Origin of the sequence: Serratia sp. PL17 (genome assembly GCF_017832355.1) — a bacterium.
Classification (GTDB): Bacteria; Pseudomonadota; Gammaproteobacteria; order Enterobacterales; family Enterobacteriaceae; genus Serratia.
In genome coordinates this window covers 24,305-46,052 of the sequence record NZ_JAFIBY010000003.1, presented here as the reverse complement: position 1 = coordinate 46,052, position 21,748 = coordinate 24,305, and the positions used below count along the sequence as shown (strand labels likewise).

Annotated in this window: 19 protein-coding genes; 16 read left to right on the top strand and 3 right to left on the bottom strand. The window is 56.5% G+C overall.

Features of this window, described 5'->3' with window-relative positions; genetic code table 11:
* Positions 1-72: 72 nt before the first annotated feature.
* The 14 genes from JOE25_RS11790 (at position 73) to JOE25_RS11725 (ending at position 15,685) form a co-directional block, all read left to right on the top strand.
* Positions 73-3,849, top strand: a complete 3,777-nt coding sequence (locus tag JOE25_RS11790) for a nitrate reductase subunit alpha (protein ID WP_209635371.1) — start codon at positions 73-75, stop codon at positions 3,847-3,849.
* Positions 3,846-5,390, top strand: coding sequence for a nitrate reductase subunit beta (gene narH / locus JOE25_RS11785; protein WP_209635369.1), 1,545 nt, complete (start codon positions 3,846-3,848; stop codon positions 5,388-5,390). The genes JOE25_RS11790 and narH overlap by 4 nt, the downstream gene beginning before the upstream one ends.
* Positions 5,387-6,124, top strand: a complete 738-nt coding sequence (narJ, locus tag JOE25_RS11780) for a nitrate reductase molybdenum cofactor assembly chaperone (RefSeq protein ID WP_209635367.1) — start codon at positions 5,387-5,389, stop codon at positions 6,122-6,124. The genes narH and narJ overlap by 4 nt, the downstream gene beginning before the upstream one ends.
* A 2-nt stretch (positions 6,125-6,126) precedes the next feature.
* The gene (gene narI / locus JOE25_RS11775; RefSeq protein ID WP_209635366.1) at positions 6,127-6,804 is read left to right on the top strand and encodes a respiratory nitrate reductase subunit gamma; all 678 of its coding nucleotides are present in this window, start codon (positions 6,127-6,129) and stop codon (positions 6,802-6,804) included.
* Positions 6,805-6,965: 161 nt separating this feature from the next.
* Positions 6,966-7,190 (top strand): hypothetical protein, encoded by a 225-nt coding sequence (locus JOE25_RS11770; RefSeq protein WP_209635364.1) that lies wholly within the window; start codon positions 6,966-6,968, stop codon positions 7,188-7,190.
* The gene (locus JOE25_RS11765) at positions 7,187-7,453 is read left to right on the top strand and encodes a hypothetical protein (protein WP_209635362.1); all 267 of its coding nucleotides are present in this window, start codon (positions 7,187-7,189) and stop codon (positions 7,451-7,453) included. The genes JOE25_RS11770 and JOE25_RS11765 overlap by 4 nt, the downstream gene beginning before the upstream one ends.
* A 222-nt stretch (positions 7,454-7,675) precedes the next feature.
* The gene (locus JOE25_RS11760; RefSeq protein ID WP_209635360.1) at positions 7,676-8,686 is read left to right on the top strand and encodes a 3-oxoacyl-[acyl-carrier-protein] synthase III C-terminal domain-containing protein; all 1,011 of its coding nucleotides are present in this window, start codon (positions 7,676-7,678) and stop codon (positions 8,684-8,686) included.
* Complete coding sequence (locus JOE25_RS11755) at positions 8,683-9,699, top strand: NAD(P)-dependent oxidoreductase (RefSeq protein ID WP_209635358.1); 1,017 nt, start codon at positions 8,683-8,685, stop codon at positions 9,697-9,699. Before JOE25_RS11760 ends, JOE25_RS11755 begins: the two co-directional genes overlap by 4 nt.
* The gene (locus JOE25_RS11750) at positions 9,692-10,498 is read left to right on the top strand and encodes an MBL fold metallo-hydrolase (RefSeq protein WP_209635355.1); all 807 of its coding nucleotides are present in this window, start codon (positions 9,692-9,694) and stop codon (positions 10,496-10,498) included. Before JOE25_RS11755 ends, JOE25_RS11750 begins: the two co-directional genes overlap by 8 nt.
* Positions 10,495-11,778 (top strand): F390 synthetase-related protein, encoded by a 1,284-nt coding sequence (locus tag JOE25_RS11745; RefSeq protein ID WP_209635353.1) that lies wholly within the window; start codon positions 10,495-10,497, stop codon positions 11,776-11,778. Before JOE25_RS11750 ends, JOE25_RS11745 begins: the two co-directional genes overlap by 4 nt.
* Positions 11,778-12,395, top strand: coding sequence for a phosphatase PAP2 family protein (locus JOE25_RS11740; RefSeq protein ID WP_209636119.1), 618 nt, complete (start codon positions 11,778-11,780; stop codon positions 12,393-12,395). Before JOE25_RS11745 ends, JOE25_RS11740 begins: the two co-directional genes overlap by 1 nt.
* On the top strand, positions 12,392-13,525 hold the full coding sequence (locus tag JOE25_RS11735; RefSeq protein ID WP_209635351.1) for a sterol desaturase family protein: 1,134 nt from the start codon (positions 12,392-12,394) through the stop codon (positions 13,523-13,525). The genes JOE25_RS11740 and JOE25_RS11735 overlap by 4 nt, the downstream gene beginning before the upstream one ends.
* Positions 13,518-14,600, top strand: a complete 1,083-nt coding sequence (locus tag JOE25_RS11730; protein ID WP_209635349.1) for an acyl-CoA desaturase — start codon at positions 13,518-13,520, stop codon at positions 14,598-14,600. The genes JOE25_RS11735 and JOE25_RS11730 overlap by 8 nt, the downstream gene beginning before the upstream one ends.
* Positions 14,597-15,685 (top strand): acyl-CoA desaturase, encoded by a 1,089-nt coding sequence (locus JOE25_RS11725; protein ID WP_209635347.1) that lies wholly within the window; start codon positions 14,597-14,599, stop codon positions 15,683-15,685. The genes JOE25_RS11730 and JOE25_RS11725 overlap by 4 nt, the downstream gene beginning before the upstream one ends.
* Before the next feature lie 46 nt (positions 15,686-15,731).
* Here the strand turns inward: JOE25_RS11725 and JOE25_RS11720 are convergent, their stop codons facing one another.
* Genes JOE25_RS11720 through JOE25_RS11710 form a run of 3 tightly spaced genes read right to left on the bottom strand, consistent with a single transcriptional unit; the run spans position 15,732 to position 18,300 of the window.
* Positions 15,732-15,875 (bottom strand): DUF2474 domain-containing protein, encoded by a 144-nt coding sequence (locus tag JOE25_RS11720; RefSeq protein WP_209635345.1) that lies wholly within the window; start codon positions 15,873-15,875, stop codon positions 15,732-15,734.
* Between the two features lie 14 nt (positions 15,876-15,889).
* Entirely contained in the window at positions 15,890-16,897 is a 1,008-nt protein-coding gene (gene cydB, locus JOE25_RS11715) for a cytochrome d ubiquinol oxidase subunit II (RefSeq protein WP_209635343.1), read from the bottom strand.
* A gap of 2 nt (positions 16,898-16,899) precedes the next feature.
* Positions 16,900-18,300, bottom strand: a complete 1,401-nt coding sequence (locus tag JOE25_RS11710; protein WP_209635341.1) for a cytochrome ubiquinol oxidase subunit I — start codon at positions 18,298-18,300, stop codon at positions 16,900-16,902.
* Between the two features lie 144 nt (positions 18,301-18,444).
* Between JOE25_RS11710 and JOE25_RS11705 the strand changes: the two genes are divergently transcribed.
* Together JOE25_RS11705 and JOE25_RS11700 are read left to right on the top strand one after the other, a co-directional pair.
* Positions 18,445-19,863 carry a PLP-dependent aminotransferase family protein gene (locus JOE25_RS11705; protein WP_209635339.1) on the top strand — a complete coding sequence of 473 codons (1,419 nt, stop codon included), beginning with the start codon at positions 18,445-18,447 and terminating at the stop codon, positions 19,861-19,863.
* Between the two features lie 153 nt (positions 19,864-20,016).
* Positions 20,017-21,705 (top strand): ABC transporter substrate-binding protein, encoded by a 1,689-nt coding sequence (locus JOE25_RS11700; protein WP_209635337.1) that lies wholly within the window; start codon positions 20,017-20,019, stop codon positions 21,703-21,705.
* Positions 21,706-21,748: the final 43 nt, after the last annotated feature.

The window sequence follows — 21,748 nt, the reverse complement described above, 5'->3', positions numbered from 1 at the left end:
AGGCTGGCGGCAGATTGAGCAACGTCGTTCCTTATAACGATAAGATTATAAAAGCCTTCAGGAGAACTCCGGATGAGCAAGTTTCTAGACCGATTCCGCTATTTTAAGCAGTTGGCGGAACCCTTTTCTGGCGACCATGGCCAGACGCTGAACACCAACCGTGACTGGGAAGACGGCTACCGTAGCCGCTGGCAGCACGATAAAATTGTGCGTTCCACCCATGGGGTGAACTGTACCGGCTCCTGTAGCTGGAAGATTTATGTGAAAAACGGTCTGGTGACCTGGGAAACCCAGCAAACCGATTACCCGCGCACCCGTCCCGACTTGCCAAACCATGAACCACGCGGTTGCCCACGCGGCGCAAGCTACTCCTGGTATCTGTACAGCGCAAACCGACTGAAATACCCACTGATGCGTAAACGCCTGATTAAACTTTGGCGTGAAGCGAAGGCGTTGCACAGCGATCCGGTCGATGCCTGGGGTTCAATCGTCAGTGATGCAGAAAAGTCTAAAAGCTACAAAGTCGCACGCGGACGTGGGGGTTTTGTGCGTTCCAGCTGGCAAGAAGTGAATGAGCTGATCGCCGCGTCCAATGTCTACACCGCCAAAACTTTCGGCCCGGACCGCATTATCGGCTTCTCACCGATCCCGGCAATGTCGATGGTGTCCTACGCCGCCGGCGCCCGTTATCTGTCGCTGATTGGCGGCACCTGCCTGAGCTTCTACGACTGGTACTGCGACTTGCCGCCGGCTTCGCCAATGACCTGGGGCGAGCAGACGGACGTGCCTGAATCGGCTGACTGGTATAACTCTTCCTACATTATCGCCTGGGGCTCCAACGTGCCGCAGACGCGTACCCCGGATGCACACTTCTTCACTGAAGTGCGCTACAAAGGCACCAAAACAGTGGCAGTGACGCCGGACTACGCCGAAGTCGCCAAGCTGTGCGATCAGTGGCTCAATCCGAAGCAGGGCACCGACAGCGCCATGGCGTTAGCGATGGGCCACGTGATGCTCAAAGAGTTCCACCTGGATCGTGAGGTGGGTTATTTCCGTGACTATGTGCGCCGCTACACCGACATGCCGATGCTGGTGATGCTGGAACCGCGCGAAGAGGGGCATTATGCCGCGGGCCGTTTGCTGCGGGCAGCCGACTTGGTTGACGGTTTGGGCCAGGAAAACAATCCAGAGTGGAAAACGGTCGCCGTTGATCAACGCAGCGGTGAATTGGTTGCCCCTCAGGGGTCGATCGGTTTTCGCTGGGGTGAGCAGGGCAAATGGAACCTGGAACAGCGTGCCGGTGAAGACGGGCAGGAAGTCGAGTTACAGCTCAGCCTGCTGGGCGCACATGACGATGTGGCAGAGGTCGGCTTCCCGTACTTTGGCGGCATTAAAAGCGGCGGTGCCGAGAGCGAGCACTTCAACAGCGTGGCGCTGGACGAGATCCTGTTGCACAAGCTGCCGGTAAAACGCCTGCGTTTGGCGGACGGCAGTGACGTGCTGGTGACCAGTGTTTACGATTTAACCTTAGCCAACTACGGCCTGGAACGTGGTCTGGGTGATGCCAACTGTGCGGCCAGCTATGACGACATCAAGGCTTATACCCCCGCTTGGGCCGAACAAATCACCGGTGTTTCACGCCAGCATATTATCCGTATTGCCCGCGAGTTTGCCGATAACGCCGAGAAAACCCACGGCCGGTCGATGATTATCGTGGGGGCGGGCGTCAACCATTGGTACCACATGGACATGACCTACCGCGGCCTGATCAATATGTTGATCTTCTGCGGCTGCGTGGGTCAGAGCGGTGGGGGGTGGGCGCACTATGTCGGCCAGGAAAAACTCCGTCCACAGACCGGTTGGTTGCCGCTGGCGTTTGGCCTCGATTGGCAACGGCCACCGCGCCATATGAACAGTACGTCATTCTTCTATAACCACTCCAGCCAGTGGCGCTATGAAACTGTCGGTACCGAAGAGCTGTTGTCGCCGTTGGCGGACAAGTCTCGCTTTGGTGGCAGCCTGATCGATCTCAACGTGCGTGCCGAACGCATGGGCTGGTTGCCATCGGCACCTCAGTTGGGCACCAATCCGCTGCATTTGGCGGCGCAGGCGAAAGCCGCAGGCCAGTCGCCACTGGACTTCACCGTCGAGGGGTTGAAAAAAGGCACCTTGAACTTTGCCGCTGAACAACCGGACAACCCGCAGAACTTCCCGCGTAACCTGTTCGTTTGGCGTTCTAACCTGTTGGGTTCCTCCGGCAAGGGCCACGAGTACATGCTCAAATACCTGCTGGGCACCGAAAATGGGATTCAGGGCAAGGATCTGGGCCACCAGGGTGGGGCAAAACCCGAGGAAGTGGAATGGTTGGATAACGGCGGCGAAGGCAAACTGGATCTGGTGGTCACGCTCGATTTCCGCATGTCCAGCACCTGTCTTTACTCCGATATCGTGCTGCCGACGGCCACCTGGTACGAAAAAGACGACATGAATACCTCGGATATGCATCCGTTTATTCACCCGCTGTCGGCGGCGGTCGATCCTGCCTGGGATTCGAAGAGCGATTGGGAGATCTACAAAGGTATTGCCAAGGCCTTTTCCGAGGTGTGTGTCGGGCATTTGGGCCAAGAAACCGACGTGGTGACCTTGCCAATCCAGCATGACTCCGCTGCCGAGCTGGCACAACCTTATAGCGTCAAAGACTGGAAGAAAGGCGAGTGCGATCTGATCCCCGGTAAAACGGCGCCGCACATCATGGTGGTAGCACGTGATTACCCGGCGACCTATGAGCGTTTCACTTCGCTGGGGCCGCTGCTGGATAAGCTGGGCAATGGCGGGAAAGGGATTAGCTGGAACACCCAGACTGAAGTCGACTTCCTGAAACAACTTAATTACGTGAAGGCCGATGGCGCGGCCGCCGGTCGGCCGAGGATTGACACCGCCATTGATGCTGCCGAAGTGATCCTGGCACTGGCCCCGGAAACCAACGGGCACGTTGCGGTCAAGGCATGGGACGCGCTCGGTAAAATGACCGGTCGTGACCATCGCCATCTGGCGCTGAACAAGGAAGACGAAAAAATCCGCTTCCGCGATATTCAGGCCCAGCCTCGCAAAATTATTTCAAGCCCGACCTGGTCAGGTTTGGAAGACGAACATGTGTCGTATAACGCCTGCTATACCAACGTGCATGAGCTGATCCCATGGCGCACCCTTAGCGGCCGTCAGCAGTTGTATCAGGATCATGAGTGGATGCGTGCCTTTGGCGAGAGCCTGCTGGTGTATCGCCCACCGATTGACACCCGTGCCGCGCAGCCGTTGCTGAACCAGAAGCCGAACGGTAACAAAGAGAAGGCGCTGAACTTCCTGACGCCACACCAGAAATGGGGCATTCACTCCACGTACAGCGACAACCTGCTGATGCTGACCCTGTCGCGCGGCGGGCCGATCGTCTGGATGAGCGAGGAGGACGCCAAAGACCTGGGCATTGAGGATAACGATTGGATCGAAGCTTTTAACGCCAACGGCGCGCTGACGGCGCGGGCGGTGGTCAGCCAACGCATTCCGTCCGGTATGACCATGATGTATCACGCGCAGGAACGCATCGTGAATATTCCTGGCTCGGAAATCACCAGCCAGCGCGGCGGTATTCACAATTCGGTGACGCGTGTCTGCCCGAAACCGACCCATATGATTGGCGGCTACGCGCAGCTGGCTTACGGCTTCAACTATTACGGTACCGTCGGCTCTAACCGCGACGAATTCGTGGTGGTGCGCAAGATGAACCGTATCGACTGGTTAGACGGTGAAGGTAACGACGATTCGCAGGGCAGCCAGCAGGAGAAAGTAAAATGAAAATTCGTTCGCAAGTTGGCATGGTGCTGAACCTGGACAAGTGTATCGGTTGCCACACCTGTTCTGTGACCTGCAAGAACGTCTGGACCAGCCGCGAGGGCATGGAATACGCCTGGTTCAACAACGTAGAAAGCAAGCCTGGCGTCGGTTATCCGCACGCCTGGGAAGATCAGGAAAAGTGGAAGGGCGGTTGGATCCGTAAAATCAACGGCAAGCTGGAACCACGTATGGGCAGCCGCGTCGGCCTGTTGTCGAAGATTTTCGCTAACCCGGACGTCCCGGCGCTGGACGATTACTACGAACCCTTCGATTACGATTACCAAAACTTGCATACCGCGCCGCAGGGCAAGCATCAGCCGATCGCCCGTCCGCGATCGCTGATCACCGGCCAGCGCATGAAGAAGATTGAAAATGGCCCAAACTGGGAAGAGATCCTCGGTGGCGAATTCTCCAAGCGTTCGAAGGACAAAAACTTCGACAATATGCAAAAGGAGATGTACGGCCAGTTCGAAAACACCTTCATGATGTATCTGCCGCGCCTGTGCGAGCACTGCCTTAACCCGGCCTGCGTCGCGACCTGCCCAAGTGGCGCTATCTACAAGCGTGGCGAAGACGGCATTGTGCTGATCGATCAGGATAAATGCCGTGGTTGGCGCATGTGCCTGACGGGGTGCCCGTACAAGAAAATCTATTTCAACTGGAAAAGCGGCAAGTCCGAGAAGTGCATCTTCTGCTACCCGCGCATTGAATCCGGCCAGCCAACAGTGTGTTCGGAAACCTGTGTCGGTCGTATCCGTTATCTGGGCGTGCTGTTGTATGACGCCGACCGCATCGAGCAGGCGGCAGCGGCCGAAAACGACAAAGATTTGTACCAAAGTCAGTTGGATATCTTCCTCGATCCCCATGATCCGGCGGTGATTGCCCAGGCGTTGGCCGACGGTATTCCGCAAGGGGTGATCGAATCTGCCCAACAGTCACCGGTCTACAAGATGGCGATGGACTGGAAGCTGGCGCTGCCGTTGCACCCGGAATACCGCACGCTGCCGATGGTGTGGTACGTGCCGCCGTTGTCACCGATTCAATCCGCCGCCGATGCCGGTGAACTGGCGCACAGCGGCGTGCTGCCGGACGTGGAAAGCCTGCGTATCCCGGTGCAATATTTGGCCAATCTGCTGACTGCCGGGGATACCGCTCCAGTGCTGTTGGCGCTCAAGCGCATGCTTGCAATGCGCCACTACAAACGAGCCGAAACCGTTGACGGCGTGCTGGACACCAGCGCACTGGAACAGGTGGGGCTGACCCAGGCACAGGCGCAGGAAATGTATCGTTATCTGGCGATTGCCAACTACGAAGACCGCTTTGTGATCCCGTCCAGCCACCGCGAATTGGCACGTGAAGCTTTCCCTGAAAGCAAAGGCTGCGGCTTTAGCTTTGGCGACGGTTGCCACGGCAGCGACGGTAAATTCAACCTGTTCAACAGTCGTCGCATTGACGCTATTGATGTAAGCCAAAAAACGCCCCGTCAGGAGGATGCCTCATGATCAGCCTGAAAGTGATTGCTCGCCTGCTGGACTACCCGGAACAGGCGCTGTTTGACCACCAACAGGCGCTGGTGGAAGCATTGGAACCGGCCAGCGAACTGGATTTGCACCATAGTGCACAGCTGATCCTGTTTATTCGCCGTTTTTGTGCCCGCCCGCTGTTGGACGTACAGGCCGACTATTGCGAGCTGTTCGACCGGGGGCGTGCCACCTCGCTGCTGTTGTTTGAGCATGTCCATGGCGAATCGCGCGACCGCGGGCAAGCCATGGTCGATTTGATGGCGCAATACCGCGACGCCGGGCTGGCGATCGACAGCCGTGAACTGCCGGATTTTCTGCCGCTGTATCTGGAGTATCTCGCTAGCCGCAGCAAGGAACAGGCCGCAGGGGGGCTGCAGGATATCGCGCCAATCCTGGCGCTGCTGGGTGCACGGTTACAACAGCGAGAAAGCCCGTATGCGCTGCTGTTTGACCTGCTGCTGGCGTTATCTGGCAGTGAGGTGCAGGCGCAAACGCTGGAATCCCAGGTCGCAAAAGAAGCCCGTGATGACACGCCGCAGGCGCTAGATGCGGTATGGGAAGAGGAACAGGTGCGATTTATTTCTCAGGGCAATTTAGGCGAGCAGGGCTGCGCTTCGGCGCAGCAGGTGGCGCACCAACGGCGTTTTGCCGGTGCGGTTGCGCCGCAATACCTGGACCTGACGGATGCGCTAACCGGAACCAAAGGACGCTAATCATGCAATTTTTAAATCAGTTCTTATTCGATATTTACCCCTATCTGGCAGGGGCGATTTTCCTGATTGGCAGCTGGCTACGTTACGATTACGGCCAATACACCTGGCGCGCAGGATCCAGCCAGATGCTGGATAAAAAGGGCATGCGCCTGGCCTCCAATCTGTTCCACATCGGTATTTTGGGTATCTTTGCCGGGCATTTCCTTGGCATGCTGACGCCGCACTGGATGTATGAATCCTTCCTGCCGATTGATGTTAAGCAGAAACTGGCCATGATCGCCGGTGGTGCCTGCGGGGTGATGACATTGATCGGCGGCGCTCTGTTGCTGAAACGCCGCCTGACTAACCCACGGGTGCGGGCGACCAGCAGCTTTGGAGACATTATGATCCTGACGCTGTTGGTGGTGCAGGTGTGCCTCGGTCTGCTGACTATTCCGTTCTCCGCCCAACATATGGACGGCAGCGAGATGATGAAACTGGTGGGCTGGGCGCAGGCTGTGGTGACGTTCCACACCGGTGCGTCACAGCATCTGGTGGGTGTTGCCCCTATCTTTAAACTGCATATGGTACTGGGGATGACGCTGTTCGTGCTGTTCCCATTCTGCCGCTTGGTGCATATCTGGAGTGTGCCGGTAGAGTATCTGACTCGCCGTTATCAGTTGGTGCGCAACCGTCGATAGCTGCAGTTTGCCTTCTATTTCACTCAGGTCTGACGGTATCGATAACGGTTTATTTCTCGCAAACTGCTGAATATGCGAGATGTTACGCAGTTCGCTAATTGAACAACGCTTGCTGGTGAAGTAAGCTTTCCCTGCTAACAGACAGCCACAGGAGGTGGGGGATGCGCAGTTTGCCAATTCGATTATCAAATGAAATCGACGATAATCTGAACGATATAGCTAAGCGGCATGGGATGGCGAAAACGGATGTGATCCGCCTGGCTTTTGCGCTAATTAGCATTGCTGACAGGCAGTGGGCGAAGCAAGATGGGTCCTCGCTTGGTATTGTGCGCGAGAACGGTGAGGTGCTGGAGGCGGTGGGTCAGGTCGTGGGGGTTTTCCCATGAAGACCGAAAACCAGAATGCAAAAGTGGATGCAGAAACACTGTATTTGGACCCGACATTAGTGTTCGATGAAATGGAGCGTCTGCGGCTGGCGCGTCAGGTGTTGTGCGGTATCTTCGTTATCAGCGTGGGCGTTTTTGTCGCCCACGCCTACTGGGATCAAAATGAGTCTATCAGGCAGGTGTTCGAGCTGTTGAAGATTGGCGCACTGCCTCTGGTCACACTGGTGATCTCCTTTTACTTCCCTCACAGTCCCACCAGATAATGTTTGCCAATTTATGCATTTTTGCTTCCTTGCCGTAAACTTACTATCTCAGTATGGTGACACTTACTGTCGATGGATGTCGGCTATTCGTAAGCTATAAAAACAATCAATAGCCCCTGTATGCGGGCATTTTGGGATTTAAAACCGGGGATGACTCGTCGCTGCCAGTAGCGTAGCGCCGGGAGATCGCTTTATGGATATTCAGGTTAATCAATAACAATAATGACAATACACGCTTTTTCGTCACCTGCGTTGCTGCCTCTGAAGGTCATCGCTACCGGGGCGGCATTACCGCCTAATCGCGTCGAATCCTCCACACTGGACAGGTTGTTGCGTAAGCCTGCCGGTTACGTCGAAAAACGCTCCGGCATCGTTCATCGTTATCACGCGGCTGATGATGCGAGTCAGGCTGAGCTGGCGGTGGCTGCGTTACAGGATGCCTTGGCCCGTTGCAATATCGACGCGCAATCCATCGACTTATTGATTTCCGCGTCTGCGATCTCGGTGCAGGCGCTGCCTTGTACTGCGGCGCACATTCTCAAAATCGCCGGTTTGGCACCCGGTACGGCAGGCTTTGACATTAACAGCAGCTGCGTCAGTTTTATCTCTGCGATGCAAGTGGCTGCCGGTTTGCTCAATACCGGTACCTATAAACGTATTGCGATTATCTCGGCAGATTTGGCCTCGCGCGGTATCGACTGGGATCATGAAGAGTCCTCGCTGATTTTTGGCGATGGCGCGGCTTGTGCCATTGTTGAGCGGGGTGAGGGAACCAGTGGCATTCTGGCAAGCCTGGTGGAAACTTACCCCGAAGGCAGTGAACTGTGTGAGATCCGCGCCGGGGGCACCCGCCGTAATCCACGGGCGGGTATGACCGGCAGCGACTTCCTGTTTCATATGCAAGGTAAACAGCTGTTCCGTCAGGCCTCGGCGTTGATCGAAGACTACCTTGCTCGTCTGCTGGCCGCCAGCGGCCTGACGTTGGCGCAGATCGCCACGGTTGTGCCGCATCAGGCCAGTCATCTGTCACTTGAACATATGCGTAAGCGGCTGCATGTGTCCAGCGAGGTGCTGGTGGACATTTACCGCTATCACGGCAATCAGGTGGCCGCGTCTATTCCCACGGCTCTGCATGCCGCGGTGACCAACGGACGCTTTAACCCTGGGAAGCCGGTGATGCTCATTGGCACCGCCGCCGGGTTATCCCTGGCTGGCATGGTACTGCTGCCGTGAAGGTGTTGGTCACGGGAGCCACCAGTGGGCTGGGCCGCAATGCCGCACAGGGGTTGCTGGACGCAGGCTATCAGGTGCGTGCTACCGGGCGCGATAAGCAAGCCGGCGACGAGCTCAGGCAGTTGGGGGCCGAGTTTAGTCCGTTGGATTTAACGCAGGCCACGGCGGAACAGTGCCGGCAACTGATGGTGGGTTGCGATTGGGTATGGCACTGTGCGGCAAAGTCCTCCCCTTGGGGCAGCAAGGCCGAGTTTTATCAGGCCAATGTGGTTGCTACAGAAAAGCTGGCTGAGGCGGCAGGGGCGTGCGGCGTGCAGCGCTTTATTCATATTTCTACGCCGGCAATTTATTTCGATTTCAAACCTCATCAAGATGTTGAGGAAGGATACCGTGCGCGACGCTTCGCCAATCATTACGCGGCCAGTAAATATGCCGCGGAACAGCGGTTACTGGGGGCCGTGCCGCGCTACCCGCAAACGACCTACGTTATTCTGCGCCCGAGAGGTTTATTCGGCCCACACGACCGAGTGATTGTGCCACGTCTGCTGCAACAGCTGGATCGCGACCGCGGTGTACTGCGCTTGCCCGGCGGAGGGAAAGCACGGCTGGATCTGACCTTTGTACTCAACGTGGTGCATGCGATGGATCTGGCGAGCCGCCAGCCCCGTTTGCCATCCGGTGCGGTTTACAACATCACAAACCACCAACCGCAGCGGCTGGCGGATATGCTGGATGCGTTGTTGCGTCAGCAGATGGGGGTAGATTATCGGCTACAGTCTGTGCCGTATCCCTTGCTGAGTGTGCTGGCTGGGGGGCTGGAGCTGCTGGCCCGCTTTACCGGCAAAGAGCCCTTGCTCACGCGTTATAGCGTGGCAGCGGTGTATTTCGATATGACGCTTAGCCCGACCCGCGCCATCGAAGAACTGGGCTATTTACCCCGTTATTCGATGCAGGAAGGGATCCGCCTGACCGCTGAGTGGCTTAAACAGCAGGGAGGCGTGACCTATGGCTAAGGTGACGGTGTTTGAAGTGGGGTACTGTACCCACATCGGTTGTATGGCGCTGCGTGGCGCCGGGTTCCGGGTGTGCAAATTCCCGGCGCGCGCTTACCTGCTGGAAGTGGGAGAACGCCGTTGGCTGTGGGACACCGGCTATGCACATTATTTCCAGCAGCAGACAGCGTCCGGCATTTTCCGTATCTACCGGCAGATGACGCCGGTGTATTTCGACGCCAACGCATCCTTGGCGCAACAATTGCGCGCCGCTGGCTATGATGCCAATGATATTCAGGCGTTAATCGTTTCACATTTTCATGCCGATCACGTCGCCGGGCTGCGTGATTTTGCACACCTCGACTTTATCTGTTCCGGTGACGGTTGGCGGAAAACCCGTGAGCTGCGCGGCTTTGCCGCATTAAAACGCGCCTTTATCCCTGGCCTGATCCCAGAAAGCTTTGAGACAAACCTGGCGTTTATCGAAAGTTTTCCTCAGGTCAGTCTGCCAGCGCTGCTGGCCCCCTTCGATCGCGGCTATGCGTTACCGGGCAGCGAAGGGCACATCGTGCTGGTAGATCTGCCGGGACACGCTGCCGGCCATATCGGTGCGTTTATCCTCACCGATAACGGCTGGACTCTGCTCGCCAGCGACGCCGCCTGGTCTCCGTTAAGCTATCAGCAGTTGCGCGGGCCTTCACGGTTGGCCAACCTGGTGATGGAGGATGCCAACGCCTATTACCGCACGCTGGAGCGGCTGAACCAGCTGTGGGCGAGTGGCAATGCCGAGATCCTGCTGTGCCATGAGGGCGACTTATGATCCCGTTAATGACACTGTGGCACTACTTTCGGGCGCGCCGTTTAGCCTTTTCCGATCGCCAGTCTTTGGTGGCATACCAGAACAGGCAGTTAAAACGATTCGCTCGGCGCGTCTTGAGCAAAAGCCCGTACTTTAGGCGCTTCAACCGGCAAGCGATAGCCACCTGGCCGCAGATGGACAAGGCGTTGATGATGGCGCAGTTCGATCAAATGAACACGGCCGGGTTGCAACGCGATGCGCTGTTGGCCTGCGCGCAGCGCAGCGAAGCCGAGCGGGATTTTACGCCGAAAATCGGGAGATACAGCGTCGGTCTGTCGTCGGGAACATCAGGGCAGCGTGGCATTTTTGTCGTCAGCCCGCGTGAACAGCAGGTTTGGGCCGGAGGCATGCTGGCGAAAATGCTGCCGGACGGTCTGTTTGCCGGTGAGCGCGTTGCGCTGTTTCTGCGGGCGGACAACAACCTGTATCACAGCGTGAACAATCGTTGGCTGAGCCTGGCGTTTTACGATCTCTTTGCGCCTTTTACTCCACAGCTGTCTCGGCTGGAGCAGCAAGCGCCGACCATCATTGTCGCACCGGCGCAGGTACTGCGCGCATTGGCGCTGGCGGTGTTAGCCAAACAGATTCGTCTTGAGGTCAAGAAGGTGATTTCGGTGGCGGAGGTGTTGGAAGAACAAGACCGACGTCTGCTTGCGCAGGTCTTTCCCGTGGTGGGGGAGGTGTATCAGGCCACTGAGGGCTTCCTGGCCGCCACGTGTTCGCACGGCACTCTGCATCTGAATGAAGAATTCTTGCATATTGAACCGCAGTGGATCGATGCGCAGCGTTTTACACCGTTGATCACGGACTTTACCCGTAGCACCCAGCCCATTGTTCGCTACCGGCTGGATGACGTGTTGGTCAAACAGACAGAGCCTTGTCCTTGTGGGCAGCCTTCAATGGCGATTGCGCGTATCGAAGGGCGGCGTGACGATCAACTGGTGTTGCCCAATCAGTTTAAACAGCCGCAGGTGGTGTTTGCCGACGTGTGCAGCCGCGTGATTGCCAATGCGTTGCCGCTGACCAGCGATTATCGGCTGATCCAAGAGGGTGAGAAGCAATTGCACCTGATCGCCGACTGTAGCGAGGCCGAGTTGGCACACTGTCAGACGCAGCTGGCCGCATTGTTTGAACAGCAGGGCATTGCCATCGCCAATCTGGAGTGGCAACGGACGGTACAGGCGGTGATGCCGCAGTTTGATCGTAAGAGAAGGCGGATTATCCGCCGGGCGGGTGCATGATGAAGACGGTAGTGTACCGGCTGTGGCAAATGTTGCTGGGCTGGGGATGTGTGGGCGTCGTTTATACTTTAACCGATCGTCTACAAGGAACCGGCACCGTTCTCCCGCCATCGGCAATTGACCGCTGGATCCCGTTTAGCCCGTCAGCCATTTGGTTGTACCTGTCCTTCTTTATCATTGTCCCGCTCGGCTATCTGTTGGCGCCGATTCAGCGGGTCAAATGGCTGAGAGCGGCGATGCAATTGGCCGCCGTGGGCGCAGGAGCGGTATACCTGTTGTGGCCAACCACGTTGGTGTATCCGCAAGACAAGGGCGACGGAATAAGTTCGCAACTGCTGGCGGCCTTGACCCAGGTCGATTCACTGCAAAATTGCCTGCCCTCGCTTCACATGACGCTAACGGTGCTGGCCGTGTGGGCATTGAGCGATAGGCAGCGTAAAGTGAGAACGGCGTTGCTCATGTTATGGGCACTGGCGATCGCGTTTTCCATTCTGCAATTGCGTCGCCATTTGCTGGTTGATCTGGTCAGTGGGGCTCTGTTGGCGTTTATTGCCGGTTGGGTGGTGCAGCGCCTACATAGCGTGCGGCGAAATGCCGTCAAAGGAGAAATAGGATGAGCGAACTGGCGTTGTCAATCGTGTTCATGCTGTTTGTCGTCATTGGCGAGGCGCTGGTGTTGCAGTACGCCCAGCGGCGGCAGGTGAACTGGCACGATCTGGTGTTCAATTTGAACTCCGGTCATATCATGCTGTGGCTGTTTCGCGGGCTGGAGATCACCTGCTATGGCTACGTGGCGGCGCATTTTAGCCTGGGCCTGTTGGATAGCTGGCCACCGGTGCTGATGTGGCTGTTTGCCCTGCTGGCGTGGGACTTCGGCTTTTACTGGTTGCACCGCTTGCACCATTATTTACGGGTACTGTGGGCAGTGCATGTGGTGCATCACCAGGGGGAGCATTTCAATCTCTCGCTGGGGGTGCGAAATTCCTGGTATTCGTCACTTACGTCAATCCCGTTCTTTTTATTATTGGCGCTGCTGGGGGTGCCGTTGTCAGTGTTTGTCACGGTGTCTATCCTGCACTACAGCATTCAGCTGTTTAACCATAATGCGCTAACCCCCAAGCTTGGCTTGTTGGAAAAAATCCTGGTCACGCCGGCGCATCATCGGGTGCATCACGTTAAAGACATGGCCTATTCGAACAAAAATTTTGGCGGCAGCTTTATCTTCTGGGACAAACTGTTCGGTACTTTTTGCCCTAACCTGCCTGAAACGCCCTTTGTGTACGGCGTCAGCGGCGATAAGCCGTCTGCGAATCCGTTCTGGGCGAGCAATCTTCCTTTCTTGCGTTACTTACGCCTGTCCTGGCGGCCTAAAGTGGCAACGGGGCATTTCCGTTGCTCGGCGCTGAGCGTGTTCAGCGGCGCGATGCTGCTGTTTACGCTGGTCATTGGTTATGTTTACCAGTACGGCTACGGCTACAGTGACGTGAGCTGGCCGCAAATGGCGTTGTTGGTCCTGCTGGCGTTTGGGTCAATGGCGTTGGGTGGCATGACAGAAGGACATCGCTGGGCGATAGCTGCCTGGTTGCTGATTACGCTGAGTATTCCGCTGTTGTTCATCGGTTATCTCGGGTGGTCGCAGCGCTATTGGCAAATTGCGATGGCCGTTATCGCACTGCACGGTGTTTGCGTGGCATTAGGATGGGGCCGGGCGAAAAAGCCGGTCCCGGCTGGGGTGTCGCATGGCTGATACGCTTCCACCGCTGCGTTTTCCCGCTGATGGCGAACAGGCGTTTCATCGTGCGCTCAAACAGACCGCGCACGCCTATTTGGCGGGCGACCACCGTTATGCCGACGGCTGGCGGCTGGCCAAAGCGGCACTGCTGCTGGTGCTGTGCTGCGCTTTTTATGTGCTGAGTCTGATGCAGCAACAGCCGTGGGCGTTTTTCGGCTGTTATTTCCTGTTTGTGATGATGGGGATGTTGCTCAACGTGAATGTGAATCACGATGCTTCGCATAATGCCTTTTTGCGCAGCCCTTGGGCCAACCGGCTGGTAGGGCGGTTAGTCACGTTGCCGCTGGGGGTGGATCCGGATTATTGGCGCGTGCGGCACGTGGAGTATCACCACGTTTATGCCAATGTTGAACATTACGATTTGGATACCGAGGAAAATGGCTTCTTTCGCCAAACGCCGTTTCAACGCTGGCGTAAACACATGCGCTATCAGCATCTGTATTGGCCGGTGATTGCCGCACTCTCGCTGCCCTATATCGCCTGGATTTTTGACTGGTCGGATCGCATGGGGAAAACCCCCTTGCATGAGAAGAATATTTTACCGGGGCGCGGCGGTTGGGCCGTGTTTATCCTGTGCAAGATTGGCCACCTGCTGCTGGTGCTGGCCGTACCGCTGGTGTTGTGTCAACAAAACGGCATCAGTTGGCAATGGGTTCTGCTGGCTTATGCACTCAGTCAGATGTGTGCCTCACTGTTGGTGGTGTTTTTGTTGTTGGGCACCCATTGGGCGCAGGCTGAGTTTTACGCGGTGCCGGAAGGCGAAAGCATGCCGCACGGCTGGTACCGACACAATTTTGCTACCGCGTGCGATTGGGAAACCTCGCCGCGTGCGTTACGGCATCTGACCGGCGGGTTGAATTATCATCTGACCCATCATCTGTTCCCCGGTTGGAATCACCGGCATTATCCGGCGCTGGCGGCCATAGTGGCGCAGCTGGCGGCACAGCATGGTATGGACTATCGCTGCATTGGTTACACTGAGCTGCTGGCGCAGCAACAGAAATTCTTACGCCGGATGGGGCAGCCATGACCGCGTTGCGCCCGCTGGCTTTTCAGCGTGATGACTCTGGCCTGCATCGTGCATTGATGCAGGCTGCACAGCATTACCTGGCCGAAAACCGCGACCACCGTTTTGCGGATAGGGGCATGTTGGCCAAGGTGTTGCTACTGCTGGCGCTGTGTGCGTTTTGTTATGGCCTGAGCCTGCAACAACACAACCTTTGGGCGTTTTTTGCCTGTTACTTCGGTTTTATTTTTATTGGAATGTTCCTCACGGTAAACGTGGTTCATGATGCGTCGCATAACGCATTTTTCAGGCAGCCGTGGGCCAATCGCTGGCTGAATTGCCTGGTGAGCATTCCACTGGGATTAGATCCTGATTGCTGGCGGGTGCGGCACGTTATTTTTCATCATGCACACAACAACATAGAGCATTACGATCCCGATATCGACGCCAACGGCGTGCTGCGTCAGACGCCATTTCAGCATTGGCGGCCTTTTATGCGTGCTCAACGTTTTTACTGGCCGCTGGTGGCTGCAATGACCTTCCCGTATTACATCTGGTTGTTCGATTGGCTGGATCGGGCGGGAAGAACCCGGGTCGCGGCACGAATGGCGCAACGGGGGATCCGTGGCTGGAGTGTGTTTTTGATGGGCAAAACCGCGCATGTGCTGCTGGCGTTGGCGATACCCTGTTACCTGTTGTCGCCAGCGATAGGCGTGGGGCAACTAGTGCTGGTGTATTTGCTGAGCCAGATGCTTTCGTCATTGCTGTTTGTGATGCTGATTATCGGTACCCATTGGGCCAAGGCGAAGTTTTATCAGGCGCCGGCGCAGGGGCCGCTACCGCACGGCTGGTATCATCATGTGTTCGCCACGACGTTTGACTGGTTTCCCCGGCCGCGTTGGTTGGGCTATTGGTTGGGCGGTGCCAATTTGCATCTGACACACCACCTGTTTCCGCATTGGAGTCACCGGCATTACCCGGCCTTGAGCCGCATTATTGCTGAGGTGGCGCCGCGTTTTGGGATCGACTATCGGGTGTTGGCGTTGGGGGAGCTGCTGCATTTGCAACAGCGTTTTCTGAGCGCGATGGGGCGAAAACCGGGGGAGTGATTAGCGTGGGCATTTTACCGCCCACGCTTGCCAGACAGCGCCTGGGTTAATGCGTTCTCATGCCCGCAGCATTCATCAACAGCCGGAACATCGACGCGACTGCAAACAGCCCCAGCACGCTGGCACTCCAGATCACGACCAGCCAGCCGATGCGTTTCCACCAAGGGGCGGGTGAGGTTTTATCCTGCATAGTTTCTTCCCTCATCAGTGATAGCCATGTTCATGGCTGACCTTGCCGCGGAACACGTAGTAGCTCCAGAAGGTATAAACCAAAATAATCGGAATGATAAAGAGCGCCCCCACCAACATAAAACCGAGGCTTTGCGGTGGCGCAGCGGCTTGCCACAGGGTGATGGACGGCGGAATCAACAGTGGCCAAATGCTGATGCCCAATCCGCTCAGCCCCAGAAATACCAGCAGCAGGGTGAGCAAGAACGGCGAGTAATGCGCGGCATTTTTCACCCCATGCCGGATGCCCCAGGCGCTAAGCAGCACCAATATAGGCACTGGCAGCAGCACAAACAGGTTAGGTAACGTGAACCAGCGTGTGGCGATTTCCGGGTGAGCAATGGGCGTCCAGATACTGACGACGGCCAATACCAGCAGCAGGATCACCAGCAGCGGCGTTGCCAACCAATACATACGCGCCTGTAGGGCGCCGGCCGTTTTCATCACCAGCCAGGTGCAGCCGAGTAACGCATAAGTCACCACCAGCCCCAGCCCGCAAAACAGCGCGAACGGCGTCAGCCAGTCGAGTGCGCCACCGGCATAGGTACGGCCGTTGACCGGGAAGCCGTTAATAATGGCCCCGACCACCACCCCCTGGCTGAAGGTGGCAAAGATCGACCCCCAAATAAATGCCTTGTCCCAAATGTGGCGCTTTTCTGGCCGGGCTTTAAAGCGAAACTCAAAGGCCACACCGCGAAAGATTAACCCGAACAGCATCAGGGTGAGCGGAATAGCCAGTGCGTCGAGGATCACGGCGTAGGCCAGCGGGAAGGCACCAAACAGTGCCGCACCGCCCAGGACCAGCCAGGTTTCGTTGCCGTCCCATACCGGGGCGACGGTGTTCATCATCACATCGCGGTCACCGCTGTCCTTAACCCACGGGAACAGGATGCCGATGCCCAAATCAAAACCGTCCATTACCACGTACATCATGGTGCTGAACACAATGATCACAAACCAAATCAACGGAAGATCAATACCCATGTTCAGCTCCTGTCGTCCAAGGTGTCTTTTACTGCGGAGAGCGGTCGTGCCGGTCGGCCGTCGGTATCGTCTTCATGGCTTTCATGCTGCTGCGGCCCTTTGCGGATCAACCGCATCATGTAGGAATAGCCCACGCCGAATACCGAACAGTAAACGATGATAAACGCCAATAAGCTGATGCTCATGTGCATGTCGCCGTGCGCAGAAACGGCATCCTTGGTACGCAGCAGGCCATAAACGACCCATGGCTGGCGGCCAATCTCGGTCGTGAACCAACCCGCCAGCAGCGCCAGCAAGCCGGAAGGCCCCATCCAGAGAATGAAATAGAGGAACGGGCGCGATTGATATAACCCGTCACGCCAGCGTAGCCAAAGGCTCCAGACCCCGGCGAGGATCATCAACATACCCAGGGCCACCATAATGCGGAATGACCAGAACACCACCGTGGAGTTAGGGCGGTCCTCCGGTGGGAAGGATTTCAGCGCCGGGACCTGTTCGGTCAGGCTGTGGGTCAGGATCAGGCTACCGAGGTAGGGGACTTCCAGCTTGAAGCGGGTTTCTTCACGCTGCATATCCGGCCAACCGAACAAGATCAGCGGCGTGGCTTCCCCCGGCGGGTTTTCCCAGTGACCTTCGATGGCGGCAATTTTTGCCGGCTGGTATTTTAGCGTATTCAGGCCGTGGGCATCGCCGATCATCGCCTGTATTGGGGCGACAATCAGTGCCATCCACATGGCCATCGACAGCATTTTACGCATGGCTGGCGTGTCGCGACCGCGCAATAAATGCCAGGCGGCGGAGGCGCTAACGAAGAACGCCGAAGACAGGAAGGCGGCGGTTGACATATGCAACAGCCGATACGGGAATGACGGGTTGAAAATCACTTTCAGCCAGTCGACCGGCACCACCTGGCCGTTGATGATCTCGTGTCCCTGAGGCGTCTGCATCCAGCTATTGGACGCCAGGATCCAGAACGTGGAAATCAGCGTACCCAGCGCCACCATGCAGGTGGCGAAAAAGTGCAGGCCAGGGCCGACACGGTTCCAGCCAAACAGCATGACGCCCAGAAAACCCGCTTCCAGGAAGAAGGCGGTCAGCACTTCATAGGTCAGCAGTGGCCCTGTGATACTGCCGGCGAACTCGGAGAAGAAACTCCAGTTGGTGCCAAATTGGTAGGCCATAACCAGGCCGGAAACCACGCCCATGCCGAAGTTAACGGCAAAAATTTTCGACCAGAAATGATACAAGTCGCGGTAGGTTTCATTGCGCGTTTTCAGCCACAAACCTTCCAGCACCGCCAGATAACTGGCCAGGCCGATGGTGATTGCAGGGAAAATAATATGGAAAGAAACGGTGAAGGCGAACTGTATTCTGGCAAGTTCTAGTGCATCAAGACCCAGCATGGCGCCTCCTTGGGTTGAACATAAAATAACCTCTTCAGTATAGCGGTAATTTTTCTGTGGAAAGCTTGGCGCTAAGTTAATCACGGAGTACAGTAACTATAATAGTGACAGTTATTTTACTTTTTCATATAACAGTTAGGGCCTATGACCAGATACGAGCAGCTTGCACAACAGATTCGTGAACAGATCCAGAACCGGGTATGGCGGGCGGGGGATAAACTGCCCTCACTGCGTGAAAGCGGTAAACGTGCGGGATTGAGTCTGATGACGGTAGTGCAGTCCTACCAACTGTTGGAGAGTCAGGGGTGGATCGTTGCACGGCCGCAGTCCGGTTATTACGTGGCGGCGCGTCCGCAACCCTTACCACAGCCGGTGCACGGTGAAAAACTGTTGCTGAGTGAACAGGTGGATATCAACACCTTTATTTTTGATGTGCTACAGGCGTGCAAAGACCCGGCTATTATTCCTTTCGGTTCGGCGTTCCCCGACGCCACCTTGTTTGCTCAACCTAAACTGGCGCGGGCGTTGAGCAGCGTTGCGCGCAAGCTTACGCCGCACAGTTCACTGGCTAACCTGCCGCCCGGCAATGATGCATTACGGCGGCATATCGCCCAGCGTTATGCGCTGAGTGGTATGCAGGTAGCGCCGGACGAAATAGTCATTACTGCCGGGGCGATGGAGTCATTGAGCCTGAGTCTTCAGGCGGTGACGCAGCCGGGGGATTACGTGGCGATTGAATCTCCGGCCTTTTATGGCGCATTGCAGGCGTTGGAACGCCTGCGGTTGAAGGCGGTGGCGATCGCCACGCATCCGCAGGACGGAATCGATTTGGACGCGCTGGAACAGGCGTTAGAGCAGTACCCGATCAAAGCCTGTTGGTTAATGACCCACTTCCAGAACCCGTTGGGCGCCAGCATGCCGGAGGAAAATAAACAGCGGTTGGTAAGCGTACTGCGCGAGCGCCAGATTTCGTTGATCGAGGATGATGTCTACGGCGAGCTGTATTTTAGCGCCGAGCGTCCGCAACCGGCCAAAGCGCTGGACAGTGGCGGGCAGATCCTGCATTGCTCGTCGTTCTCCAAATGCCTGGCACCGGGCTTTCGTGTCGGTTGGGTAGCGGCGGGGCGCTATGCCCAGCAAATCCAACGGTTGCAGTTGATGAGCACCGTATCGACCAGCGTTCCTACGCAGTTGGCGCTCGCCGATTATTTGCTACACGGCGGTTACGATACACACCTGCGGCGCTTGCGCCGGTTGCTGGCGCAGCGCCAAAGTATGATGCGTCAAGCTATCGCCCATCATTTCCCGTCCACGGTGAAAGTCAGCCAACCCGACGGGGGGTATTTCCTGTGGCTGGAGCTGGATCCGGCGTTGTCGTCGATGGAGCTATACCAGCGTGCGCTGGCTCTGGGGGTGAGTATTGCACCGGGCAGGATGTTCACTACCGGCAATCATTTCAACCATTGCTTCCGCTTGAACGCTTCTTTTGACTGGAGCGACAAGCACGAGGCAGCGATCAAAACCTTAGCCAAACTTATCCGGCAGCTTGAACCGGCAGACTGAGCCACGCTGAGCAATCGGGTTTCGCAATAGAAAAATTCATAATGCTTTTTCCGGCAATGGAATGCCGGTTTCGTTGTTAGACAGCCCTCCGGCCGCCCATTACTCTGCGATAAATTTTGTCACATTTTATCAACGGGTAGACAAGGGGCTGGGGTGAGCAGAATAAAAAATAAGATAAACAGGCTGTTGCAAAAACGTTTGGTGCCGTTGGCGCTGGCCACCGCGATAGGTCTTTCATGCAGTGCACAGGCAGAAACGTTAACCGAGGGGATCACTCCGGCGAGCGATGCCAGTTTGGTGCCGGCCGCTGCCAAGCTGAGAAAAGACACCGTGGTGGCGGGTATTCTCGAGCCACAGGGCAACTTTAACCCTTATCTGTTTACCAACGGCTGGGATGAGAACGTCACCGACGTGATTTTCACCCGGTTAATTGGCCTGGACAGGGAAGGGAAACCGGTGGCGCGGTTGGCTGAGTCCTGGCAAGTCAGCCCGGATAACCGAGTGTATACCATCAAGCTGCGCCCTAATCTGGTCAACAGTGACGGCTCACCTATCAAAGCCGAAGACATCGCCTTTACGTTGACGCTGCTGCATGACCCGGCCTATGACGGTGGAACCGACATTACCCCGGCGCATATTCAGGGTGGCGCCGAATACAAGAACGGCACAGCACCCAGCATTAGCGGATTGAACGTGATCGACGATCGGACGATTCAGATCACCACCACCCAGCCGGGCGCTACCACGCTGCAGCTGATTGGCGGGCCGGTATTGTCGAAGACGTATTACGGCAAAGACTATCAGCGCGGTAAGTTGGAAAGCGTTCGCGCACTGAATGGCAAGCCGTTAGGCAACGGCCCTTATATTTACGACAAATACATTCCAGGGCAGGAGATTCGCTTCCACGCTAACCCTCATTTCTACCTGGGTCAGCCGGCGGTGGCGCGCTTTATTTACCGCGTAACCAACCCGACGACCAACTTCCAGCTGTTCCAAACCGGTGAAACCGACTATGACGCCTTCACCTCCAAGCCAGATGATATTGAGCAGTTAAAACTCTTGGGCTTCGCCAACATCAACTTGTACAGCTCAAGCGATTACAGCCGGGTGGATTTTAACCTTAAGCGCCCGGCGTTACAGGACGCGCGCGTACGTCAGGCGCTGATCTACGGCCTGGATCGTCAGAAACTGATTACGGTGGTGTACCAGGGTTACGGCACTGTGGCTAACCAGCCTATTTCTCCCGTTTCCTGGGCCTATGATCCGCAGGGTATCAATCCTTATGCTTACGACGTCAACAAAGCGAAACGCTTGCTGGATCAGGCTGGCTGGGTGCCGGGTGCAGACGGTATTCGTCAGAAAGACGGCAAAAAGCTGGAACTGACGCTGTTGGTGACCAAGAAGCTGATTAACGATGCATTGGTGCCCATAGCCAAAGACAACTACCGGCAGATTGGGGTGCTATTAAAGCCGCAGGTGCTGGACTTCAATGCGCTGTTGGCCCAACGCAAGGCGGGTAATTATGACCTGGCATCGCTCAGCACCAGCGGGCTGAATGACCCGCATGACGGGGTACGCGATTTCATCAGCCAGATGAGTGAAACCGGCTATAGCAATCCGCAGGTGGATCAGCTGATTAGCCACGCTAACGCCACGTTGGATATTGAACAGCGCAAGCCTTTGTACCATAAGCTGTATCAGGTATTGGCGGAGGATCCACCGGTGATCCTGCTGGGGAACCGTAAAGTGCTCAGCGCCAGCAGTGCGCGCGTCACCGGTTTTAAGCCGGACGTTTACAACGGCCTGACGGGCAGCTTGCCGGACGTCAAACTGGCTCAGTAACGGCAATGCGCCGCCGCGCGATGCCGTGCGGCGGCGATGGAAA